18 protein-coding genes are annotated in these 21695 nt (G+C 41.0%); 9 read left to right on the top strand and 9 right to left on the bottom strand.

Annotated elements, in window-relative coordinates; translation table 11 throughout:
* The first annotated feature begins 45 nt into the window (after positions 1 to 45).
* The 4 genes from AC1F2U_RS14190 (at position 46) to AC1F2U_RS14175 (ending at position 3185) form a co-directional block, all read left to right on the top strand.
* Entirely contained in the window at positions 46 to 612 is a 567-nt protein-coding gene (locus tag AC1F2U_RS14190; protein ID WP_480261700.1) for an HD domain-containing protein, read from the top strand.
* Positions 613 to 797: 185 nt separating this feature from the next.
* Positions 798 to 1346, top strand: coding sequence for a hypothetical protein (locus AC1F2U_RS14185; RefSeq protein WP_480261699.1), 549 nt, complete (start codon positions 798 to 800; stop codon positions 1344 to 1346).
* Between the two features lie 21 nt (positions 1347 to 1367).
* Positions 1368 to 2204, top strand: coding sequence for a CheR family methyltransferase (locus AC1F2U_RS14180; RefSeq protein WP_480261842.1), 837 nt, complete (start codon positions 1368 to 1370; stop codon positions 2202 to 2204).
* A gap of 201 nt (positions 2205 to 2405) precedes the next feature.
* Positions 2406 to 3185 (top strand): hypothetical protein, encoded by a 780-nt coding sequence (locus tag AC1F2U_RS14175; protein WP_480261698.1) that lies wholly within the window; start codon positions 2406 to 2408, stop codon positions 3183 to 3185.
* A 358-nt stretch (positions 3186 to 3543) separates the two neighbouring features.
* Here AC1F2U_RS14175 and truB read toward each other — a convergent pair whose 3' ends face one another.
* On the bottom strand, positions 3544 to 4428 hold the full coding sequence (truB, locus tag AC1F2U_RS14170; protein WP_480261697.1) for a tRNA pseudouridine(55) synthase TruB: 885 nt from the start codon (positions 4426 to 4428) through the stop codon (positions 3544 to 3546).
* A 454-nt stretch (positions 4429 to 4882) separates the two neighbouring features.
* On the opposite strand from truB, the gene AC1F2U_RS14165 reads away from it, so the two are divergent.
* On the top strand, positions 4883 to 5383 hold the full coding sequence (locus tag AC1F2U_RS14165) for a hypothetical protein (protein ID WP_480261696.1): 501 nt from the start codon (positions 4883 to 4885) through the stop codon (positions 5381 to 5383).
* Positions 5384 to 5412: 29 nt separating this feature from the next.
* On the opposite strand, the gene AC1F2U_RS14160 is transcribed toward AC1F2U_RS14165, so the two are convergent.
* From AC1F2U_RS14160 to AC1F2U_RS14150, 3 genes are all read right to left on the bottom strand, one after another.
* On the bottom strand, positions 5413 to 7218 hold the full coding sequence (locus AC1F2U_RS14160; protein ID WP_480261695.1) for a GAF domain-containing sensor histidine kinase: 1806 nt from the start codon (positions 7216 to 7218) through the stop codon (positions 5413 to 5415).
* Positions 7219 to 7497: 279 nt separating this feature from the next.
* Positions 7498 to 7971, bottom strand: a complete 474-nt coding sequence (locus AC1F2U_RS14155; protein WP_480261694.1) for a response regulator — start codon at positions 7969 to 7971, stop codon at positions 7498 to 7500.
* A gap of 52 nt (positions 7972 to 8023) precedes the next feature.
* Positions 8024 to 10477 carry an ATP-binding protein gene (locus AC1F2U_RS14150; protein WP_480261693.1) on the bottom strand — a complete coding sequence of 818 codons (2454 nt, stop codon included), beginning with the start codon at positions 10475 to 10477 and terminating at the stop codon, positions 8024 to 8026.
* Between the two features lie 312 nt (positions 10478 to 10789).
* On the opposite strand from AC1F2U_RS14150, the gene AC1F2U_RS14145 reads away from it, so the two are divergent.
* Together AC1F2U_RS14145 and AC1F2U_RS14140 are read left to right on the top strand one after the other, a co-directional pair.
* Positions 10790 to 11032 carry an AbrB/MazE/SpoVT family DNA-binding domain-containing protein gene (locus tag AC1F2U_RS14145; protein WP_094342324.1) on the top strand — a complete coding sequence of 81 codons (243 nt, stop codon included), beginning with the start codon at positions 10790 to 10792 and terminating at the stop codon, positions 11030 to 11032.
* Complete coding sequence (locus AC1F2U_RS14140; protein ID WP_480261692.1) at positions 11026 to 11469, top strand: type II toxin-antitoxin system PemK/MazF family toxin; 444 nt, start codon at positions 11026 to 11028, stop codon at positions 11467 to 11469. Before AC1F2U_RS14145 ends, AC1F2U_RS14140 begins: the two co-directional genes overlap by 7 nt.
* A 111-nt stretch (positions 11470 to 11580) precedes the next feature.
* Here the strand turns inward: AC1F2U_RS14140 and AC1F2U_RS14135 are convergent, their stop codons facing one another.
* Both AC1F2U_RS14135 and AC1F2U_RS14130 read right to left on the bottom strand, forming a co-directional pair.
* The gene (locus AC1F2U_RS14135; RefSeq protein WP_480261691.1) at positions 11581 to 13290 is read right to left on the bottom strand and encodes an alpha/beta hydrolase; all 1710 of its coding nucleotides are present in this window, start codon (positions 13288 to 13290) and stop codon (positions 11581 to 11583) included.
* A 507-nt stretch (positions 13291 to 13797) separates the two neighbouring features.
* Positions 13798 to 14721: a DMT family transporter gene (locus tag AC1F2U_RS14130; RefSeq protein WP_480261690.1), complete on the bottom strand. Its 924-nt coding sequence runs from the start codon at positions 14719 to 14721 to the stop codon at positions 13798 to 13800.
* Positions 14722 to 15006: 285 nt separating this feature from the next.
* Here AC1F2U_RS14130 and AC1F2U_RS14125 point away from each other — a divergent pair, with 285 nt between their 5' ends.
* Positions 15007 to 17175 carry a cytochrome-c peroxidase gene (locus tag AC1F2U_RS14125; protein WP_480261689.1) on the top strand — a complete coding sequence of 723 codons (2169 nt, stop codon included), beginning with the start codon at positions 15007 to 15009 and terminating at the stop codon, positions 17173 to 17175.
* A gap of 251 nt (positions 17176 to 17426) precedes the next feature.
* On the opposite strand, the gene AC1F2U_RS14120 is transcribed toward AC1F2U_RS14125, so the two are convergent.
* From AC1F2U_RS14120 to AC1F2U_RS14110, 3 genes are all read right to left on the bottom strand, one after another.
* A complete protein-coding gene (locus tag AC1F2U_RS14120; RefSeq protein WP_480261688.1) occupies positions 17427 to 18749 on the bottom strand; it encodes a serine hydrolase in 1323 nt (440 codons plus the stop codon).
* Positions 18750 to 19206: 457 nt separating this feature from the next.
* Complete coding sequence (locus AC1F2U_RS14115; RefSeq protein WP_480261687.1) at positions 19207 to 19407, bottom strand: hypothetical protein; 201 nt, start codon at positions 19405 to 19407, stop codon at positions 19207 to 19209.
* Between the two features lie 477 nt (positions 19408 to 19884).
* Positions 19885 to 21063 carry a GNAT family N-acetyltransferase gene (locus tag AC1F2U_RS14110; RefSeq protein ID WP_480261686.1) on the bottom strand — a complete coding sequence of 393 codons (1179 nt, stop codon included), beginning with the start codon at positions 21061 to 21063 and terminating at the stop codon, positions 19885 to 19887.
* 311 nt (positions 21064 to 21374) lie between these two features.
* On the opposite strand from AC1F2U_RS14110, the gene AC1F2U_RS14105 reads away from it, so the two are divergent.
* Positions 21375 to 21695 (top strand): DMT family transporter, encoded by a 321-nt coding sequence (locus AC1F2U_RS14105; RefSeq protein WP_480261685.1) that lies wholly within the window; start codon positions 21375 to 21377, stop codon positions 21693 to 21695.

The following is a 21695-nucleotide window of genomic DNA, read 5'->3' as shown; positions in this document are numbered from 1 at the left end:
AATATTTCAGTTGAGTTATTCTGACTGCTAAAACTTTTTTATACAATGCTCTCAGAACGTTTTACCGCAGCCCTTACCTACGCCACCCAACTACACGCTAACCAAGTTCGTAAAGGTTCAGGCGTCCCTTATGTTGCCCACTTATTAGGTGTCGCCAGTATTGCTTTAGAATACGGCGCAAATGAAGATGAAGCGATCGCAGCTCTCTTACACGATGCGATCGAAGATCAAGGTGGCGCTGCAACACGAGAAGAAATTCGCCGTCGCTTTGGTGACAATGTAACGGCAATTGTAGATGGTTGTACTGACGCTGATACAACTCCAAAACCCCCTTGGCGACAGCGCAAGGAGGCATACATTGCTCATATTGCTACTGCTTCCCCATCAGTTCTGCTGGTGTCATCAGCGGATAAACTTTACAATGCCCAGTCTATTCTCAAAGATTATCGCATTTTGGGCGAATCACTTTGGGAGCGTTTTCATGGGCGTAAAGAAGGTACTCTTTGGTATTATCGAGCGCTTGTAGATGCCTTTAAAAAGACTGAAAGCACTGTAATAATTGAGGAATTAGAACGGGTGATTTCAGAAATTGAAGTCTTAGCATCTAAATAAAAAAATTTATTTATCCAGAAGTAGATAAAAGATTTATTAGAACTAGACAAACAGATTTTTTACAAACACGATATAGTCATGTTTCTCACGAAGGAATTTTGGCTTTTAGGTTCTATCTCTAGATAAAAAATCTTTCTCTCGGTAGATAGGTGTACTGAGATTATTATGGCTGGTATGTTACCAATATGACGATAGTAAGACAAAACACCCTAAATCCAACTGTAAATCCAACTGTAAATCCTTCAGTAAGTCCTCCAGAAAACTTGGCAGAAAAGTATACGGAAGCAGAGCGTATGCGTGATGTTCTGCTTTTACTGCAAAACTTGATTAACAGTGAAGAAGCTACTGTAAAACTAATTCTGGATTGTCTTTATGATGTTGGTTCAGTCAATTTGATTAATCAAAAGCTTCGGCTGAAACCCTTAAACAGGGTGATGAAATTAATTGCCCGAATGTCTAAACCAGTTTTTAGAATCATAGCTTTAAATTGGTTTAAAAAGAACTGTCCGCAACTGATTACTAATTGGCTACACACGCAAGTCTCGTTTGAAAATCCCCAAAAGACACCCGAACAAGTAGCTATTGAAGTTGTACAACTAGAACCATATTCCATCCCACAAAGAGAAAGCCTGAGCCAAGAAATAAAAAATCTGCGCTATCAGGTTAGATGGCTAGCTGGAATTTCAATAATTGCGATCGCTGTTTTAGTAATAAAAGCCACTTGGTTAAACTGAAACCGATGAATTATGAATATTATGCCTCTGCCCAAACCGATCTTGGAGGACATAGAAATACACCTGCTCTTGGAAGGTGTGTATCAGTACTACGGTTATGACTTTCGCAATTATGCTCTTTCATCGCTTAAGCGCCGTATTCAGGGCTTCATGCAATTAGAAGGGATAGCAAATATTTCTGCATTGCAAGAGCGGTTACTGCATAATCGCGCCTATTTAGAAAGATTTTTGCTTGCTCTGACGGTGAATGTAACATCAATGTTTCGCGATCCCAGCTTTTATAATACCTTCAGACATCAGGTTATTCCCTTCTTACAAACCTATCCATTTATTCGGATCTGGCACGCTGGATGTTCAACTGGTGAAGAGGTCTATTCAATGGCAATTTTACTGCAAGAAGAAGGACTTTATCACCGTTGCCGCATATATGCCACTGATACGAACGAGAAGGTATTACAAAATGCCAAAAATGGGATTTTCTCGCTGAAAATGATGCAGGAATATACACACCTGTATCTGAAAGCAGGCGGCAAGAAATCTTTCTCAGAATATTATACAGCAGCTTATGACAATGCTATTTTTCGAGCGTCCCTAAGAGAAAATGTTGTTTTTGCCCAGCACAATTTAGCCACTGATAGTTCTTTTAATGAGTTTAATGTGATTCTTTGTCGTAATGTCCTCATATATTTTAATCAGACACTTCAAAAGCGAGTACACGAACTGTTTTATAATAGCCTTTGCACCTTTGGCATCTTGGGTTTAGGAAGACAAGAATCTATCAGGTTCACCTCTTATGAGCAGTACTATGAAGAGTTAATTAAGGGTGAGAAAATATATAGGAAAATAGCTGGTGGGTAAAAAGAATGCTTTGAATAGGTAATTGATTTATGAATTATGAATTATCCTAAAATAACTAATGCCCAATATCCCGAAAATTATGAATAAAATTGCGCTCGTTGTCAAAAGACAGTCTGTCAAACATTTTTTATTGTGTTCATAAGATACATTTAGCGATCGCTTAAGGTAAATTACACATTAAAGTATTAAAGGAGATTGTCGATGCAACTTCTCGAATGTCCTCCTGTTGCAGTCATTGCTGGAGAAAATGCGGTTCATGTTTCTCAACTACCTTCTATATGGCAAGACATTGCTAGAGGAACCACGAGTGTCGGACTTTCCCAACCCCAAAGCTATGTTGAGATGGCACAGCTATTTTTGTATAAATTAGAACGTGGTGATGTTGATTTATTTAGCGATCGCCCCCAACTAGCTCACCTAATACCATCATTTTCCCAGTTATTTGCACAACTAGCATGGGAAACCCTAGAGTTTTTTGGACAAGACTTTCTCAAACACAGCTATCCGAACTTTGCAGAAATTCTCCGTGATGTGGAGTCAAAAGGAATCGATTACGCTGATGAAGTAAAAGTGGCTCGTATTGGCATAGATTTGTTCAATGAGTTTGGTTATGAACTACCTGCTAGCTTTTATCACGTGCATTTAGCCCCAATTTACCGCGATCATGTTTTTGAAGAACGTGCCTTGCGATTTGACCAACGCGATATCGAACACAAACGTTCTTGGGATGCCATACTCCATGCAGGTAAGGTGTTTGCTATTCAAATGAAGGTGCAAAGTATTGCTTCTAAATACGGTTTTACTTATCAGCATGGCTGCGGTTGCAACTCTCATCTATCTTCCATTGATGTATCTCGTGGGGCGTTTGAATATGAATTGAGTCCCGAAAAGCGTCAGCGATGGATTCGCAGTTTCATCTGGACTGCTTGGTATGAGTATGCCTTCTTTGCGATCGTACCAAATACAAGTTATTTAGTTTAACAAGAAAGAATTCAGGAGTCAGAATTAAGAATTAAATTACGTGCAACTGGTGCATAGCGTGAAAGCCAGCCTAGAACCAGCTTTTACATATTGTCTCGTTGTCTCGTTCCCCTGCTCCAACTGGGAATGCTGTCCTAGAGGCTCCGCCTCCCTTTCTGGCGGCAGAGCCGCAATTGAAGTGCATTTCCAGTGTCTGGGCTGGAAACGAGATTTGAAAAGGCTTTCAGCTTAAGTTGACACCAATGCGAGTCAGCGTACCCTTGCAGCGAATAAAGCAAGCTATACGGAGCGTCTTGTAGAGAACATCTTGATTCTTACCGGAGGCGGAGTGTCTCCGGCTCCACTCCTGAATTCTTCTTCAAGAAATTGGTTCAAAAACCATTTGCGGAATCAACACTTCATCTTGCAATTGTCCAACACCTAAAAAGTGAGTCTCTTCTTGATAAACTCTTACTATCCCAGTAACCTCAGAGTTCAGAGAAACTCGCTGACCTTGACACCATTTTTGAGCAGATGTTGCTGGTAAAGTCACAGACAACAAATGTTGTAACGCTGCATCAGGGGCAAGAGGTTGAAACGTCCCGCCTTGCAGTTTAGTTTCTAAGTCGGTAAAAGTGAGACTATCTGTTAAATCGAACCCACTGCTTTGGGTACGGATCAAAGCCGCAAGAGTGCCACCAGTTTCTAAGATTGCACCTAAGTCACGAGCGATCGCTCTAATATATGTACCAGATCCACAGGCGATCGCCACATCCAATTCGGGAAAATCTCCTTCTCTCCAATCCAAAATATCTATCTGAAAAATTTCCACTGTTCGCACTGGAACTTCCACCATTTTCCCTTGGCGTGCTAAGTCGTAGAGACGTTTCCCATCCACTTGAATTGCACTATAATTTGGTGGGATTTGCTCAATCTTGCCTTCAAATTGTGCCAGTGCAGTTTTCACCTCTGCCAAACTCAATCCAGCACAAGCTTGAGAACTAATGATTTCACCTTCTAAATCATCCGTTGTAGTCCGCACACCCAAACGAATGGTAGCCTTGTAAGCTTTGTTTTCTGGCAGATATTGCAATAATCTTGTGGCTTTACCAAGTGCGATCGGTAAAACCCCTGTTGCTGCTGGATCTAAGGTTCCTGCATGTCCTACACGTTTGAGGCGCAACAATTTCCGCACCCGCGCTACGCAGTCGTGGGAAGTCCAGCCAAATGGTTTGTTTAAGTTGAGAAAACCTTGAAATAACACAAAATCAATACTTACAGCTTCTAAACTCTATTAAATACTTAGTTTAATGCTCAAAGCATTAATATTTAGCAATTCAAGTTTATTTAAGCATTATTTTATCAGTATCAAGACATTCTCTAAGCACTTTACCGAATAATATCCAAAAAGTGCAGATAACGCCGAGTATTTTCCGCAAATATCACGATGTCATTTCTAACTTCCAAGACATAAAACTGTAATAATCAAGAAATTCCATAGAAAACTTCATGAAAGTTTTTATTGTCAATCAAAGATTTTACCTATAGCGCAATACGGTTCATTTAAGGCTAAAATCCTTTGCCAAAGTCAATTTTTTTAACGAACCGCCAAGGACGCAAAGGACGCAAAGAAAAGGAAGAAACGCTTAACTGAACTGTATTGACCTATAGCGCTTTTAGCAAAACAACTATCAATAGTTTTTACTAACATAAATCAAATGAAAAAATCACTTTTCACTACTACATTGCTTTTTTGCTCTATGTTGATTGTGAGTTGTAGTAACTCTGGCAATAGTGCTTCTCAACAGAATAAAGTTAATCCAGCAAATACTGCAACAGCTACCCAAGTTAATTCTGAATCTATTTCTGTAAATCAACTAGATAATAACAAAAAAAATATTAAGTCAGCATCAACCGAAAAAACATCTCCTAAAAACAATCAATCTAAGGAAATTAAAAACGATAATCCAAGTTCTGGTACTATCAAAGATATGCAAAACGGAGACTTAAAATGCTACGTTACTGTTGTCGATGAAAATGGCAAAGTATATGAAGGTGTCGGTGCAGTCTTTGAGGTTTGCGAACCAGATAAATACGTCAACAAAAAAGTAAAAATGTCTTATTCTCTAGAGAATGTCAGTGATTGCCAAAGTTCTGAGCCTTGCGGAAAAACAATCAAAGAATGGTTGATTAGCAAGATAGAAATTCAAGATAGGTAATTACAATATGCTTTTTAAAATTATCTAAATCAAGTGGATGATGGGGATAGTTGACCAATTGGACATATTTTCGGTAAGCTAACTGTAACTTTAGTTCCTTGCCCCACTTCACTTGACAAAGTAATATTGCCACTATGTAACTCGACACAAGCTTTAGCGATCGCTAGCCCTAAGCCTGTACCAGGAATTGTGTCAACGTTACTTCCACGACTGAAGGATTGAAACAAATTTTCTTGATCTGCGATCGGGATGCCAATTCCGCGATCTTTAATGTAAAAAATTGCTTCTGATTCTTTGCCGATCAGGTGGAATTCTACACTACCTCCATCTGGAGAGTACTTAATTGCATTGGACATTAAGTTAATAAAAATTTGTTGCAAAAGTCCGCGATCGCCCCAAAATCCATGATGATTACCTGTAATTTGAAAAATCAATTCGTGGCGATCGCCTACTGTTTCTCGCTCTTGTTCTAAAAGGTCAGAAAAAAATTGTAGTAAATCAACTGAGGTTGGTTGAAACTTGGGTTTTTCCAGTTCAAGTTGGTTAACCAGAAGCATATTATCCACAAGTTTGGACATATACCTTGCTTTCTGTTCAATTATTCCCAAGAACCTGTGTTGTTTAGACTCATCTAGTTGCTGGCTATGTTTTACCAAAGTTGATGCCGCAGCCAGAATTGAAGTTAGCGGCGTTCGATACTCATGGGAAACCGTTGTAATTATTTGGGATTTAAATACGTTGAGTTGCTTTTCTTTGGCAAGGGCTGCTTGAGTTTGGGCTAACAATTCCGCCTGTTGAATAGCGATCGCTAACTGTACTGAAACTTCATTGAGCATTTCTGCATCATCAGTTTGCCAGTGTCGCTCCCCGGAGTTATGGTGAGCAATCAATAAACCCCAAAGCTTGGGTGTTGGGTTCCCATTGTTGCTCAGATTAATCGGAACTACCAGATTTGCTTTAGTATTAAATTGCTCTTTTAGGCTGACACAATTACACAAGCCAAGCTCATATATATAAGGGATTGGCGAAGGTACGCCCCCCTCTGGGGATAAGGGGTAATGGGTATTGGGTACAAGAGGCAGAGGGGCGGAAGGGCAGAGGGGCAGAGGGGAAATACCTACTGCAACTTCCTCCCTACTCCTCTGCTCCTCTGCCCCTCTGCTCCCCTGCTCCCCTGCTCCCCTGCTCCCCTGCTCCCCTGCTCCAGGGCCAACGCGATCGCACAATGCTACAGTGCTGTATGACTCAACTGATGAGGCGACTATCTTACCATCTGTATCTGGGGCAAACTGATAAACCATCACGCGATCGCACTTCAGAAGTTGCTGTACTTCGGCTACAGCCGTATTCAAAATTTGCTCTAGATTAAGAGACTGGCGAATTCGTAAAGCAGTCGTGGCAATTAGGCGTTGTCTCTCCTGAGTTTTGAGCAGTTGGGCTTGCAAGCACGACTGCTTAATGGCGTTGCGGACTGCTAGTTGCAGCACATCCTGTGTAAGATTGTGCTTGACTAAGTAATCCAAAGCACCCCGTTTCATTACCTGCACAGCGATTTCTTCATCACCGCGCCCTGTCAACATAATCACGGGGACAGAAGTCTTAAATATCTCTTGCTGAATGCGATCGAAAAGTTCTAACCCACTCATATCAGGTAGGCAAAAATCCAGCAAAATGACATCGCAGCGTACTTTTTGGCACAAAGCAAGTCCTTCTTCTGCACAGTCTGCCTCCAAAATCTGGTAGGACTGGTGCGGATCTTTCAAAAGATATCGACGATAGATTTTCCGATCTGCGGCACAATCATCGATGATAAGTAGCGTCCATGTGTCCAACATAAGGTTATGAGGATCAGGGAGCCATATAGATCCCTTTTATCCAGATTGTGTTTTCTTGCATAATTCTAAAAATAATATAAAATAAGTGTAAATAAAATCTAAATTCTTTAGTAATCCTAAAGAAATACCAAATAGTCAAAAACAGGAAAATCGGGAAAAGGAATCTAACAAAGACAAACAGACACAGTGACTCAAAGAGGAAAATGTCTCTGTGTCCTCTGAGCCGTCTCCTTTATTATCATTTTTCCCCTGCTGTTAGATCGACAAAAAATAAAAAAATTAATCCAACACAGGCGGCGTATTGGCTTCAAGCCAGTAGTCTACAAATGCCTGGATCGTCTTTTTTAGTTCCTGAGCATCCATCGGTTTTACCAGATATCCATTTGCGCCCTTTTGGTAGCACAATTCAATATCCTTGGGGTTAGATGATGTGGTAAAAACAACGATGGGGATTCCCTTGAAACTCTTATCTTGCTTGAGCCGATCTAAAATGTCACGCCCATCAATACCTGGCAAATTGAGATCGAGCAAGATTACAGAGGGTCGTAATGCTACTTTTGAGTTGGGTAGGTCTTCGTCCTTAGCGTAGGGATCGTTTCCCTGTTGATAAAGAAACTCTAAAACCTCATCCCCATTCGTACAACGGTGTATGGGATTCTGGACGGACATACGCCGCATTAGACGTTGTAGCATCCGAAAATCTTCATTGCTGTCCTCAACAACGAGCAGCGGTTCATGAAGTTTTTTTGTCATTCGTGGTCTTAAAAGAGCTTAACAAAAATATATATTTGGTTACTATCTTAAACTATTCCAGCGTAAAATAAAAAATTGAGCCAACGCCTACGGTAGATTCAACCCAAATTTGACCGTTATGAAGCTCAACAATCTTCTTAACAATAGCTAGTCCCGCACCTGCTCCTCCACCGTACTTTTCCTGAGAATGGAGCCGCTTAAATAATCTAAAGATAGTTTCTAGGTGATGCTCTGGAATTCCAATACCGTTATCTCGGATATAAAATATTGGGCATTGAGCATGGGGCACAAGAGGCAGAGGGGCAGAGGGGCAGAGGGGCAGAGGGGAAACGATGGCAACTTCTCCCCTGCTTCCCCGTTTACTGAGCGCAGTCGTTGGCGCAGCCTCCCGTAAAGAAGTATGCTCCCCTGCTTCCCTGCCCCCCTGCCCCTCTGCTCCCCTGCCCCCCTGCCCCTCTGCTCCCCTGCCCCTCTGCTCCTCTGCCTCTTCTTGAGAAAAGTAGCCAATCTCAACCCATTGCTCTGTCTTATCGTTATATTTGAACGCATTAGCAAGCAGATTACTGAAGACTTCATTAACCAGGACTCGATCGCATAAAACTGTTGGTAAAGGGCGAGGAATGCGAATATCCACAAGCCCGGAGTCTTGGCGACTAGCACGAAAAATGTCAATTACTTGGTTGAGTAATTCGTTGAGGTCAGTTGCTTGCAAGCGCAGTTGTGCTTGTCCTAACTGCGAGAGTCGCAATAGAGCATTTATCAGAGTTTCCATGCGTACAGACAAGGATACTACTGTTTGCAAGCACTCAATACCATCATCATCTAATACTTGGGCATAGTCTTCTAACAGCACTGTTGAAAAATTATAAATGCCCCGCAAAGGTTCCTTGAGGTCATGGGAAGCGGCGTAGGCAAAGGATGCTAGTTCTTGGTTGCTGCGCTCTAACTCCAGGTTGATTTTAGCTAATTCATCCGCTTTCGAGAGTACAATACCAACGATCGCATTCCTCAAAGCGATCGCACTGTCAAGTTCGCAAGCTTTCCAGGGTAGAGAAGTTAATCTAACCGTTTCTTGCCATTGTTCAAAGGATTTTCGGGGAGATAGGGTATAGCTACCGTCTGCCTGAGCTTGCATGGATTCCTGGGGATTTCCTGCCCAGTGTACCGTTTGGATAACTTCAGGGCGAAACCAAAGAATGTAATAGCGCCGAATTTTAGAAATCCGCAGTAGCAACAAGCCACTAGCAGTATCTTTAAATATCAGCGCCTCTTGGTAAAGCTTCGGCAGAGAATCGGTAGAAAACAGGTTGTCACTAACTTGGGTATCCGCCCATTCAATGAGTGCCTGAACTTCATCAATATTCGGTGTTGTTCCCACAAGGTTAATTTCATTATCCAGACAAACCGCCGCTCCTGAAGCACTAACAAGATCGAGCAAGCGAATTTCCGGTTTGATTAGGGCATCGATAAAATTGTCTGCTTGGGAAATAGATTCTAGAAACTCTGACTGTAGCGATTTGAGTTTTACTTTATAATCCCATTCCGAGTGACTAATTTTGTGCGCTAATTCTGAAGATGCAATTTGTCCCAAAAATTCGCACATCTTACGGACTTCGTAAGAAATATACTTCGGTGTTTGATGGTGGCAGGATATTAATCCCCAAAGCTTCTGCTCTTGAATAATTGAAATCACCAAAAGAGCCTTTACTCCCATATTTTGATGATATTCAGTACAACACCAATCAAAACTCCGTAGCAGACAATAGCTTAAGTCAAGATCCTGATGTGTTGTCGGATTTTCCGTTGGAACTAGTTTGACAGGTTCGGCAGTCAAATCGGGGAGAAATCGGAGAAAGCAGCGCGTGTATAACTCCCTAGCTTGCGCTGGAATATCTGTAGCGGGATAGTGGAGTCCTAAATAAGGTGATAAATCTTCTCGTTTAACTTCTGCAACAACAGAACCCGCTTCTGACTCGTCAAATTGATAGACCATCACCCGATCGAAACCGATGATTTTTTGGATTTCTTCAGCAACTAAATGCAAAAATTCTCCCAGATTGGATGTCCTTTGCATTTTAGCGATCGCTTCACTCGCAAAACTATGAAAGTTTAAGAAACTCACCTCAAATTCCGAGTCAGTTGGTTCTAGCTCCAGAATCACAGCTTCTTCTGTACGATGAGCAATAGCATCAAAGTATATTTCCCCATACAAAGTATTTATTAATACTTTAAAAGCATTAGCGCTGCCAACCTTTTTTACTAAGCACTGCTTGACAATTTCCACTGGTTGAGGTTCAAGTAAATAGCTCAAAGGTTGACCGAGCAAATCTTCTGGAGCTTTGCACAAATACACTTGGGTATTATTGCTAACTTGTAATATCTCTAGCTGATTACTGAGTGCCAGGAGAATGCCATGAGGTTGAATAGAGCCAGGTATGTGAATAGGTTTGCGATCGTGGTTAGTCAGGGCAGTAGCTTGGGCTGTAGTATATTCCGGCTGGCTCATAACTGAACTTATGTAAAGCTGACTTTTACAATAACGCAATTAAATGTCATATTTCTTTAAAGTATAGGTCGAGAAGTATGAGTGCGATCGCATATATCTGTGCTAATTATGGTTTTTACACTAGTTAAGGTAAGTGCAAATAACTAGAAGATGGTGTAGTCGCGTGGCAAGGCTTCCATAACATAGCGAAAATACAAATTATGGTATATTCAAAGTAGATACGTAAAATAGTCCAAAATAGGTGCGTCAAGCTCCGAAAGTATTATATTTGGGTATGAAATTCTCTAAGAAAGCATTTATTTTGAGCTAGTTATGACTACAGTTGTTGCTAAGTGGGGAAACAGTCTAGCTATTCGACTTCCGAAAGCTTTGGCTGAACAAGTTAATGTCAAAGAGGGGACAGATATAACTTTCAGCATTTCAGGCAATAGTATTGTCATCACGCCGCAGCAGCGAAAAAAATATACGCTTGATGAATTATTGGAAGGTATGACTCCAGATAATTTCCATTCTGAAATAGATACTGGATCTGCTGTGGGGAATGAAGTTTGGTAGTTAAACCATACATTCCAGATAGAGGTGATATTGTCAAGTTAGACTGCGGAACTACAAAGCAAATTACGGCTGATTCGATCCGACGTGTATTAGCTCTGGGAACATCAGGAATGTCATTTGAAGATATTGCTGAAACGCTTAATATTGAACTAAAACCTCAAGGGCGTGAGCAGATGGGCTATCGTCCTTTTTTAGTTATGTCGCCATTAAAATACAATCGAATGGCTTCTATAGTTCTAATTTGTCCGATTACTAATCAAAAAAAAGGTCTTAACTTTGAGGTTCCGCTTCCTGACGGAATGATAACCAGTGGCGTGGTGCTAGCCGATCAGATCAAATCACTAGACTGGAAAGCTAGAAAGGTTTTGTTTGTAGAGAAAGTTGAACAGGAGCTAATTGAAGAAGTCCAAGCAAAAATTGAACCTCTGATTTTATAAAGACGCAAATAAATTTTACAGACGTAATTAATTACGTCTGTACAAATCAAATAAAAATCATTACATGCAGCAATGCAACACCAATATCCAACATCCAAAATCCGAAGCTGACTATGGTGTTGGGAACTTTTTTTTTACGGTTTTGGCTCCTTTAATATCCAATAATTGTGCTAATTCAGTTGTATTCAATGACTTGACGAGACTCAAACCAAGAGATTTACTAGAAATGCTTTGAGTGTAAGCGGCGTTAAGGTACGGTGTGTATTGCGGCTTGCCTGCAATGTATGTTTGGAAAAAAGGTAAACTCAAAACATTCATGTAACGACGCGCTTGAGAAGCATCGCCAATCATATCAGCAGGTAATGCTACTTGTTGATTTCCAGGATTTGCATTGCCAATGGTGGAAAAGTGTGTGCCACCAACAAGCATGACGAGATACTTTTGGGAATTTGGCAACCAGGAGAAAGGTAAAATTTGCTCGGATAAAGCTGGTGCAACTGTATCATCACTACTGCTGACAATCATCACTGGAGTTTTAATTTCACTTAAACCAGCTTTGCCGAAAATCGAACTAGTAATGGGATTAACTGCGATCGCAGCTTTTACTCTCTCATCCCGCAGGTTATAATCTTTGCCAGACTTACTAATGCTCAATTCTAAAGCGCGACACTGGAGCAGTAAAGACATATTCCAGGTATTTTGTAGTGCTGCTGGTTGACAGTCTTGTTTTAGCTGCTCAAAGTTGATTTTAGCGCCTGCCAACGCCAAGGCTGTGTAGCCTCCCAAAGATTGACCAAATACTCCGACTTGTTGCAGATTTAGGCGACCTTTAAACCGTGAATCAGATTGATTATCTTTTTGCAATTGATTCAGTATATATGTTACATCCAAAGGTCGGTCTTGAAATTCGCTTGGTTCTGCTACTTCAATGGCGTGTCCATTTAGCAGAGAACGCAATTGCTTGGCGTCACTACCAGGGTGATTGGGAACAACGACGGCAAATCCGTAAGAAGCTAGATGAGTGGCTAAATATTGAAAGTTGCTGCTGTCTAAACCCAAGCCGTGAGAAATGACAATTATCGGTGCAGTCTTCTGGACATTGGGAATGTAAACATCAGTCAATAAAAGCCGATTGCGGGTGGAGTCGAAAAACTTCAGGATGTATTTTTGCGACTTAAATTTTCCCGGAACCTTTAAATCGGGTAATTGCGAGAAATTTGGTTGGGAAATGCTCTCAGCTTCTATTTTAGACTTTTGGGAAACAGCTGCGATCGCCTGATGGGTTTGGTTAACAAGTTTCTCCAATTCCGTAGCTATTTCCAAAGTCTCGGCGACATCAAGGCGAATGCTGCTGGTGGGATATTTACGCAACACATTTAAAAGTGTCAAGCCTCCCGATTCACCAGAGGCTAAAATTAGCGCCGAACGCAAAGTACCAAATCCTGGTTCTGATTGACTGGTTTTAATCACTTGCGCCAATCGATGCAGTAAAAATTCTCCTTGTGGTGTGTAGAGAAGTTGTGAAACTACTACTGGACTAACTTTTACACGATTAAGCAAAATCCGCCGCAATTCTTGAAGCTGTTCTAAAGGCAGATATCGCTGATAGGCTGCTAAGTCTTCGTTAATTACACCTGTTTTGGCGTAGTTCTCTAAAGTCCTGACTGAAATAGAAAGCTCCAAAGCTGAATAAGATGCATAAATCCGCTCTGCTGCCAAGACAGAATTACTAATTCCAAATGTTGGCAGCACCATTGAAAGAACCAGCAATAAAGAATTTTTTCTGAGGGTGCTGGCCCAATTACCAAACAAACTATTCATCGCTCAACTGTTTCGGTGGTCTGGTTTTATCAAGTGTTGGCTTTGGTAGTTATTCGGGCGCCCTGCTTGGTTTACTTAAAGTTATTAGCCTCAACTTTATCAAAACAGAATTTAGGAGTCAGTAGTTATAATTCACGATGAATTATGTATGACTTGCGAATGTAGCTGGCTTCAAATTATGGGTATAAATGGGTTTAAAATCTCTACCAAATCTTAGATTGAGTAGTCAAATAAAGTAGTGATTCCCAATGCCCTAGTAATTTATTCTGACTCCTGAATTTTGATTTTTGAATTCTTTTGCAAGGATATTTCGGCTATAAAGTCAACAATCAAATCCTACAAAGTCACGCAGATGGGTAAAGTATCCGGCTGACTTCAGTAGTTTGCCTTCACTATTAAATCATAACAAATAAAAAATAGTCTGCCTCAGTATTTATGTTGTAGCTTTGAATATTGCACAAATTTACTAGATAAAAAACCTAGTAAAAATCCTGAAAAACATGGCATTTAATCAGCTTTTCCCAAGGCGATCGCTACTGAACCTGTAACTACTAAACCTGCTCCAAATATTGCTATGAGGGTGAAGTGTTCTGGTGGTGTCCAAGAAGGTGCAATAACTGATACAACCGCGACTGCTATTAATGTCACAATGGGAGCTAAAGCTATTACTGCACTTACTCGTGATGCTTCCCAATGTTGTAATGATTCAGAAAAAGCACCGTAAGCAATTAAGGTATTCAAGGCACAAAAAATCAACATTCCTAAATGGAAAGTATCAAGTATCAAAAGTGATTTAACTTTAGCTAGAGGAGTGAATAATAAAGCACAGCCTCCATAAATGACCAACATGATACTGGTGGAAGATAAAGATTGTAATAACTGCTTTTGTGCCAAAGCATAAATAGCCCAGGCTGTCGATCCTAACGCAATTAAAACACTACCTAGTATATATGTGCCATGTGCTGTAATTAAATTCGTTAGTTGTTCGCGAAAAAATAAAACATAACCGCAAATCATTACACTAACGCCAATCCATTGAGACAGCCGATAACGTTCCTTAAAAATTACTAACCCTCCAAAACCTAATAAAAGGCTAGATAATTGAATGAGAACTTCAGCGTTAGCAGGCGATGTTAATGCTAAACCTTGGGTAAACGAAAAGTAATTAATCCCTAAAAATATTGTCGCGATCGCTAATAATTTTCCAGAAGCAGAGCGCAGTTGTTCTAATTTTGGTAATTTGCCGCGTGTCCCTAAATACACAGCAAGCAGTATAAATGATACTAAAAAACGAAACCAAATTACGGTATAGACATCAAGTACTTGTAGAGTTACTGCAAGAGCAATAGGTAAAACTCCCCACAATAACACTGTCAATAATGATAATGCTAGCCCTAAGCGCCACCGACCAGAACTTTGATGTAGTAACATTAAAATATCCTAAAATTAGGACTGATAAGTAAGTTATATCTAATTTAAATATTTAAACATTTTATCAAACTCTTATCGATAAAATATATTAATAGTTTAGTTAATGCAAATTCAATATAAAATAATCAATTTATCCAACTCAATTTATGATTCGTAACCCGAAGAGGGTGTTTTTTTTGTGTTCACGTAAAATTCGTAATTCGCTTGTTCATTTTACATGAATATTAATTTTCAAACTTCCTCGGAAATGTATACTTTATCTCGGTGTTACTTTATAATACAACTATGGGGATTATACCCATAATCAGCTTAGTAATCTTTACGACTGCCTTATCTAGTTACTTATTGCTGACCTCAAGAGGTCGATTTTTGCTCAAATCTTTGGTGACAAAAATAAAGCGGCAAGAGTGGAGATTCAGATATGGCAAGCCTAACTACTTGAGATCGAGATTTTCAAGGACTATAACAATTGCTGCCATTATTCTGGCAGCGGTAATAGCTGGAAATACTGTATCAGCAAAGGTTACAGGCCCGCCTCCAGTTTCGCTCAAGAGTGTATCGGTTCCAGAACCTGACAATCTTGGAGACTTCGTAAAAGACAAAACGGCTGCAATCAAATTAGGAAAGACTCTTTTTTGGGATATGCAGGTTGGGAGCGATGGAAAGACCTCCTGTGCTAGTTGTCATTTCCATGCTGGAGCTGACAATAGATCCAAAAATCAGATTGCTCCTGGGCTTTTGCGGGTCAACGCCGATGGTACAGAGAATCCAGATTCAGTTTTCAATGTCGGCGGACTACCAAACTATCAACTCAAACCAGAAGATTTTCCTTTCCACAAGCTGTCAAACCCAAACGATCCTAAGACTGTTGTATCTGACCGTAACGATATCAGTTCTTCTCAGGGGATCTTCAATACGAAGTTTGTGGATGTCACACCTGGGAATGCAGAAGACAAAGTTACAACTGAGCCAGATTCGGTGTTTAACGTAAAAGGTATCAATGTGCGGCGCGTTGCGCCGCGTAACACGCCAACCGTGATTAATGCCGCATTCAACTTCCGCAACTTTTGGGATGGCAGGGCACAAGATATCTTTAATGGAGTGAATCCCTTCGGTTTAAGAGATCCTAACGCTGCTGTCGTCAAGGCTATAAACCCAATTAGGGTAGAATTTGTAAAAGTCAGCCTCAAGAACTCGTCTTTGGCATCTCAAGCTGTCGGGCCGCCACTCAGTTCCTTTGAGGCATCCGCAGATGGTCGCACTTTTGAAGAAATTGGTGATAAGTTCGGGGGGGTTAATCAATTCGGGCGAATTGACATAACACCTCTGAGGATTGATAAGGGTAAAAAGCTCCCCCGAAAACTTGCGAAAAAGTTACTACCTCTAAGACCGCTAGCTAAACAGATTGTGCATCCACAAGACAGCGTTTTAGGTAAAGATAGTAGATCGCCTCAACCTGGAATTAAAGATAAAACCTACACTCAGATGATTCAAGAGGCTTTCAAGCCGGAGTGGTGGAATTCTAATCGACTCATCCAAGTTGACTCTGACGGTAAACGGACTATTATCAAGAGGCCCGATCGCTCTTTGACGACTAATGAGTACACATTGCTAGAGTACAACTTCTCGCTATTCTTTGGGCTGGCAGTTCAATTGTACGAGTCTACGCTCATTTCCTATGATACGCCCTACGATCGCTACTTGGAAGGAAACACCAGCGCCTTAACCGCGCAGCAGCAACGAGGGAAAGGACTGTTTGAGGGCAAAGCTCTGTGTATTGGTTGCCACAGTGGATTAGAATTAACAGCTGCTTCAGTCAGCAATGTGGCTAAAGAGGGACGAATCAAACGTGCGCCGTTCGGCCCCAAATCCCCTGAAGACACTGGCTTCTTCAATATCGGTGTCAGACCGACCACAGAAGACCCCAGTTTGGGTGGTTATGACGGTTTGCAGAATAACGGTCAACCTAATCCGCTTTCAGAAGCACGATTGGCTCAGTTGGGTAAATTTAAGGATCTCCTGGGCGAAAATCCCCCAACCCTTAATCCACCGTTGAATTCCAGTGAACCTGTGTTTGCAAACGGAGCTTTCAAAGCACCCGGACTTCGCAATGTGGAACTAACTGCTCCCTACTTTCACAATGGAGGTCAGGCAACTCTAGAGCAAGTGATTGATTTTTACAATCGTGGTGGCGATTATGGAGTACTTCCGCCGCTAAATCTTTCACCAGTAGAAAAACAGGAATTGGTCGCCTTTTTAAAAGGACTGACTGATGACCGAGTTCGCTTTGATAAAGCGCCCTTTGACCATCCACAATTGTTTATCCCTAATGGACATGTAGGTAACACTAATTACGTTGTCAATGACGGCACTGGTAAAGCTACAGATGACACAGTGGAAATTCCTGCTGTTGGTAGGAGTGGTAATGGTGGTACACCAAATTTCCTCAGTTAATCTCATTTCACGACGAAATACCTGAATACAGATAGATATGTAGGGGCGTACAGAGGTACGTCCCTATTTTTGCTATTTGGTGCAATTGCGGAGTTTGTAGTGAGGCCTTTAGCCCTCAAGCCAAGGACTAAAGTCCTTACTACGAACTTATTTATCTTACTCAGTGCTGAGTAGTGAGTGCCTTGGCTTAGAGTGAATTACTCAGCACTCAGCACTTTTCAAAGTTGATGTGGTGGACTAGTATCGCTTGACTAACGAGTGGGTAGGCGTAGCCCGCCGGAGGCATCGTCAACTATCGGTTGTATATTACTAACTTTGGTATTGTCTAGGTAATTATAGACTCTTCTGGAAACTTCACGGACAAAATCGCCTGCTCTGCGATCGTAGTTTGGTCTTTGCACCAAAACACCTGCTAAATAGCTTTTGCCGTTGGGCATTTGAATAATACCGGCATCACCGATGATAAATCTCAATGTACCAGTTTTGTGGGCAATGGTCGCTCCTTGGCCGATACCAGCTGGTAGTAAACTATTGGTTTTAACATGGCGCATAATGCCTAAAACTCGATCGCGGCTACTTGGGGAAAGCAAACGATTGTTAAAAACTAACGCCGCCAATCTGACTAAATCTTTGGAACTGGTTGTATTTTTGCCAGGAATGTCTGGAAGTAGATTCCGCATTGCTGTATTTTGCAATCCCCAGCTACGAAAACGTTGACTAACTTTTGTGGCACCACCCAAGCGATCGAGAACCAGATTTGTGGCGGTATTATCGCTGATTGTCATCATCAAGGTAGCAGTTTCCAAGACACTAAATTTAGTGCCGATGGGTTTGTATTGCATAATTCCAGATTCGCCAACCTTTAAATCGCGCCGCATCACTAATTTATCGGTGAGTTTAATTCTACCAGCGTCTATTTCTTGAAAAAGAGCCACTAATAAGGGAAATTTGATTGTACTGGCAGCAGCAAATCTTTTTTCGCCATTAATATCTATATAGTTTCCTGTATCTAAATCTAAGAAAAATATTCCTGGATTTAATGTTTTATAACTTGCTAACAAAGTACGAATTTGAGAAGTAATACCAGCCATCTCTTGACCAAGATTCACAACTCCGGCAAATGTCGATGCATCTGTGGATTTGATGGCAATATCTTCTCGATTTTCTCCAACAATGGGATTACTTTGGCGGTTAAATGAATTGAATTTGAAACTCCAATGAGAACGGGAATCTCCTTTAACTGATATATTTTGGGAAGTAACATCATAACCAGGAGCTAACTCGACGACAAAACGAGTGGTTTGAGAGTCTGGTTTGCCGAGGCGAATTTCTTTCACCGCCTTACCAAAACTTCGTTTGACAGTATCGGAATTAAAATTAGTTCCGGGTAAGTCAATTACCAATCGATTAGGATTATCTAATAAAAAGGCTTTTGGTTCTATTCCCGAAGTGGTAGTTAGGTCTAATTGGTTTTGGCTAGAATCATAGTACCAAGACTGTAATTGTGAGGCTTTAGCTTGTCCTGCAACTAGAACCAAACTGCTTAAACCAATCGCCAGTAGATGTGATTTCATGTTGTGAATGTGGGTGTGCAAGTAAGGAGAAACTAATCAGGTTTACTTAGATTGTTTTCTGATGACTGTGCTGAACTTCCGGAGAAAAAGTCATAAATCCCGTTGAGTTATTTTGTGAGATGATGTTTGGGATTAGATAAGCACGATAAATCATCATTACTTATTTAAAGTAAATCGCTGACAGTTTGATTTGTGGTGTGAGTTGACAACAACAGAAATTGTTAATCTAGCGGAAGGACGAGCGAAGGATTAATTATGTTTCCAACTTATGTTTTGTAGAGAGAGAAAGTAAAACTTATTCACTAAAACCCTAATACATATAGATTTCGCGTCAGGGCACGGCATTGCCTATAGGTGTCAACTTAATGTGAAAGCCAGCTTAGAACCAGCTTTTAGATATTGTCTCGTTCCCAGTTGGAGGCTGGGAATGTCCTCCTAGAGGCTCCGCCTCCTTTGCCTACGGTGTACACACAAGTCTCTTGACCTGCACCTTTGATGCATCGACCTGCACCTTTGATGTATCGATTTGCATCTTTAATGCATCGACCTGCACCTTTGATGTATCGATTTGCATCTTTAATGCATCGACCTGCACCTTTAATGCATTGACCTGCACCTTTAATGCATTGACCTGCATCTTTAATGCATTGACCTGCAAAAATTAACCTTCTCTAATACCATTTCTTTGTGAGGCTGGACCAAACCTTTTTAATATCATGTCCGTATAATTAGTTATGATTTCCTCAAGTCTTGCACCCCACCCCCAGCCCCTCCCCGCTTGCGGGGCTACGGTGTACACACAAGTCAGACCAGTTTTAGTTTTATCCCAATACGCTTGGGATAAGCCAGAAACCCTCATGTAGAGACGCGATTTATCGCGTCTAAAAAACTAACACGTTAGAGAGACGCGATAAATCGCCGTCTCTACAAAGAATGGACTCGTCAATTATTCCTTGACAGACTACTATTTCCGAAATGTGACATCAGCAATGTATCAAACCAGAATAGGAGAAATCAGGGGTTTCATAAAAACATCTACTTTTCCTTATTTGACGAAGCTTGACAAAATTAATCCCTCTGGCTGGTTTGACTAAAACTAAACTGTCCCTCGAAAAAAGTTAGTTGACATCTCACGTTAAAAAAAATCAGCCACCCAAGGAGAACTACCTGCAAATATTTGCGTAGCTGTTGAAATAGCTGTTTTTGTCCCATGCAGTTTTCCGGCTATTTGCAAATGGTAGGGTGTGAACAAACTTGTATATATTGGTGCTAGTTCTCGGATATCTAGCTGCAACTCACCTTTTCCACCTTTTGTAACTTCACCGCGTCCATTGGCAACAGAAAGAATGAATTTACCATTGTTTGCATCTAGCAAATTATCTTGAATATCTAAGTGCAATTCAGTTTCAATTCCCGATGGATAACCCCGCATCTCCAGCGCCTTGACTACATCTACTACCCGCAGCATCCAACGCATCGTATTCTTAAGTTTGGCAGTTTGCTCTGGTAGCAGCAATGTCAAAGAATCAATTGCAGAACTCCTCCATCGCACGCGCTCAATTTGGGAGCGATGACTGGCAAGAAAAGACCAGAATGTTTGTGCAGCCGCAGCTGTGAGAATTACCCAATCTTTGATTCGCAAGATTGCGCCATCTTCTGTTGAATGTTGGCTAAAGAGAATGTAGCCTTCGGGTTTCTCTTTTGTACCGATAAAATATGCGTAAAATATTTCCTTCTCATCTGGTTGGATTAAGCGCTCCCAGATTGCGGGATGTCGGTCTAAATATCCATGCGTTAGTCTTGCCTGCTGCTGATATAGTTGATGAAATACTTGATGATTGATACTCACTATTCGTTCTAAAGGTAGGGGTTGCTCTCGCACTTGGATACTTTTAGTTGCAATTTCCCAATTACACCAGCTACCCCCTTGCTCATACCCGACTTTTCGATACAAACTTTGCACAGCTGGATAAAGAGCAGAGAGCGGTATACCTCTAGCATAAAGTTCCTTGAGCGTCTGCTGCATGAGAGCGATCGCACCTCCCGAACCACGATACTCTGGAGCAATACCCACTACGGCAATTCCCGTCATTGGTACACGCTCACCACCCCACCACTGACCCATATCCAGAGTTGCCAATCCACCAATTAATTGCTCTGACTGACGAATAATACGAAAATTTTCTACACCAATCAGGTTGATGTAAGCTTCCTCGCCACCAACTCCGCTGATAAAACACTGCTCAAAGATACTCCCAAGCTGCTGAATATCCTGTGGATGGGCAAGAGTGCTGTATTCAAATTGAGCCGTCATCTCTCATACCATTAGTAGGACAAAAACACAATCACACTACAGCAGATGTTGCCCTAATACTTGAGCAATTTCATCGCCATAAAGCCCCGGAATCAGCCTCAATTATACTACTGCACGTTTGGTTTTAAATGTTGGAACACCTATACCGTTTCTTTGTGAAGCTGCATATATTTATCTCCCGCGACGCCTACCCTCTAAAGCATCTTCATGGAGAATTGAGATTACACTTGTAAAAATTTTTAATGAGTTACTTTAGGAGTGTTTATTCTATTTTTAGGGCAGTTGCTCTTAACAAACCACTTACAAAAAATATGTCAACAAGTTGGATTTACCTTATATTAGCAATCCTCTTTGAGGTTTCAGGCACAACTTGCATGAAATTATCGGAGGGATTTACTAAAATAGTTCCTTCAGTATTAATATTTGTCTTCTATGGACTTTGTTTTACTTTTTTGACCTTTGCTCTCAAGAGACTTGAAGTAAGTGTCGCCTATTCTGTCTGGGCTGGATTGGGAACTATTCTAGTAGCTCTTATTGGGATTATTTGGTTTCGGGAATCTGCCACATTCATCAAACTTGTGTCGATCTCCTTAATTATCATTGGGGTAATTGGGATCAATGCAAGTCAATGA

The sequence above is a fragment of the Nostoc sp. LEGE 12454 genome (assembly GCF_056620565.1).
Note: the sequence above shows the minus strand (reverse complement) of the source record. Positions and strands in the feature narration are given on the sequence as shown.

Coding starts and splice junctions, on each gene's coding strand:
- AC1F2U_RS14190 (WP_480261700.1), top strand. CDS start 46: ATGCTCTCAGAACGTTTTACCGCAGCCCTTACCTACGCCACCCAACTA.
- AC1F2U_RS14185 (WP_480261699.1), top strand. CDS start 798: ATGACGATAGTAAGACAAAACACCCTAAATCCAACTGTAAATCCAACT.
- AC1F2U_RS14180 (WP_480261842.1), top strand. CDS start 1,368: ATGCCTCTGCCCAAACCGATCTTGGAGGACATAGAAATACACCTGCTC.
- AC1F2U_RS14175 (WP_480261698.1), top strand. CDS start 2,406: ATGCAACTTCTCGAATGTCCTCCTGTTGCAGTCATTGCTGGAGAAAAT.
- AC1F2U_RS14165 (WP_480261696.1), top strand. CDS start 4,883: ATGAAAAAATCACTTTTCACTACTACATTGCTTTTTTGCTCTATGTTG.
- AC1F2U_RS14160 (WP_480261695.1), bottom strand. CDS start 7,218: ATGTTGGACACATGGACGCTACTTATCATCGATGATTGTGCCGCAGAT.
- AC1F2U_RS14155 (WP_480261694.1), bottom strand. CDS start 7,971: ATGACAAAAAAACTTCATGAACCGCTGCTCGTTGTTGAGGACAGCAAT.
- AC1F2U_RS14150 (WP_480261693.1), bottom strand. CDS start 10,477: ATGAGCCAGCCGGAATATACTACAGCCCAAGCTACTGCCCTGACTAAC.
- AC1F2U_RS14145 (WP_094342324.1), top strand. CDS start 10,790: ATGACTACAGTTGTTGCTAAGTGGGGAAACAGTCTAGCTATTCGACTT.
- AC1F2U_RS14135 (WP_480261691.1), bottom strand. CDS start 13,290: ATGAATAGTTTGTTTGGTAATTGGGCCAGCACCCTCAGAAAAAATTCT.
- AC1F2U_RS14130 (WP_480261690.1), bottom strand. CDS start 14,721: ATGTTACTACATCAAAGTTCTGGTCGGTGGCGCTTAGGGCTAGCATTA.
- AC1F2U_RS14125 (WP_480261689.1), top strand. CDS start 15,007: ATGGGGATTATACCCATAATCAGCTTAGTAATCTTTACGACTGCCTTA.
- AC1F2U_RS14120 (WP_480261688.1), bottom strand. CDS start 18,749: ATGAAATCACATCTACTGGCGATTGGTTTAAGCAGTTTGGTTCTAGTT.
- AC1F2U_RS14110 (WP_480261686.1), bottom strand. CDS start 21,063: ATGACGGCTCAATTTGAATACAGCACTCTTGCCCATCCACAGGATATT.
- AC1F2U_RS14105 (WP_480261685.1), top strand. CDS start 21,375: ATGTCAACAAGTTGGATTTACCTTATATTAGCAATCCTCTTTGAGGTT.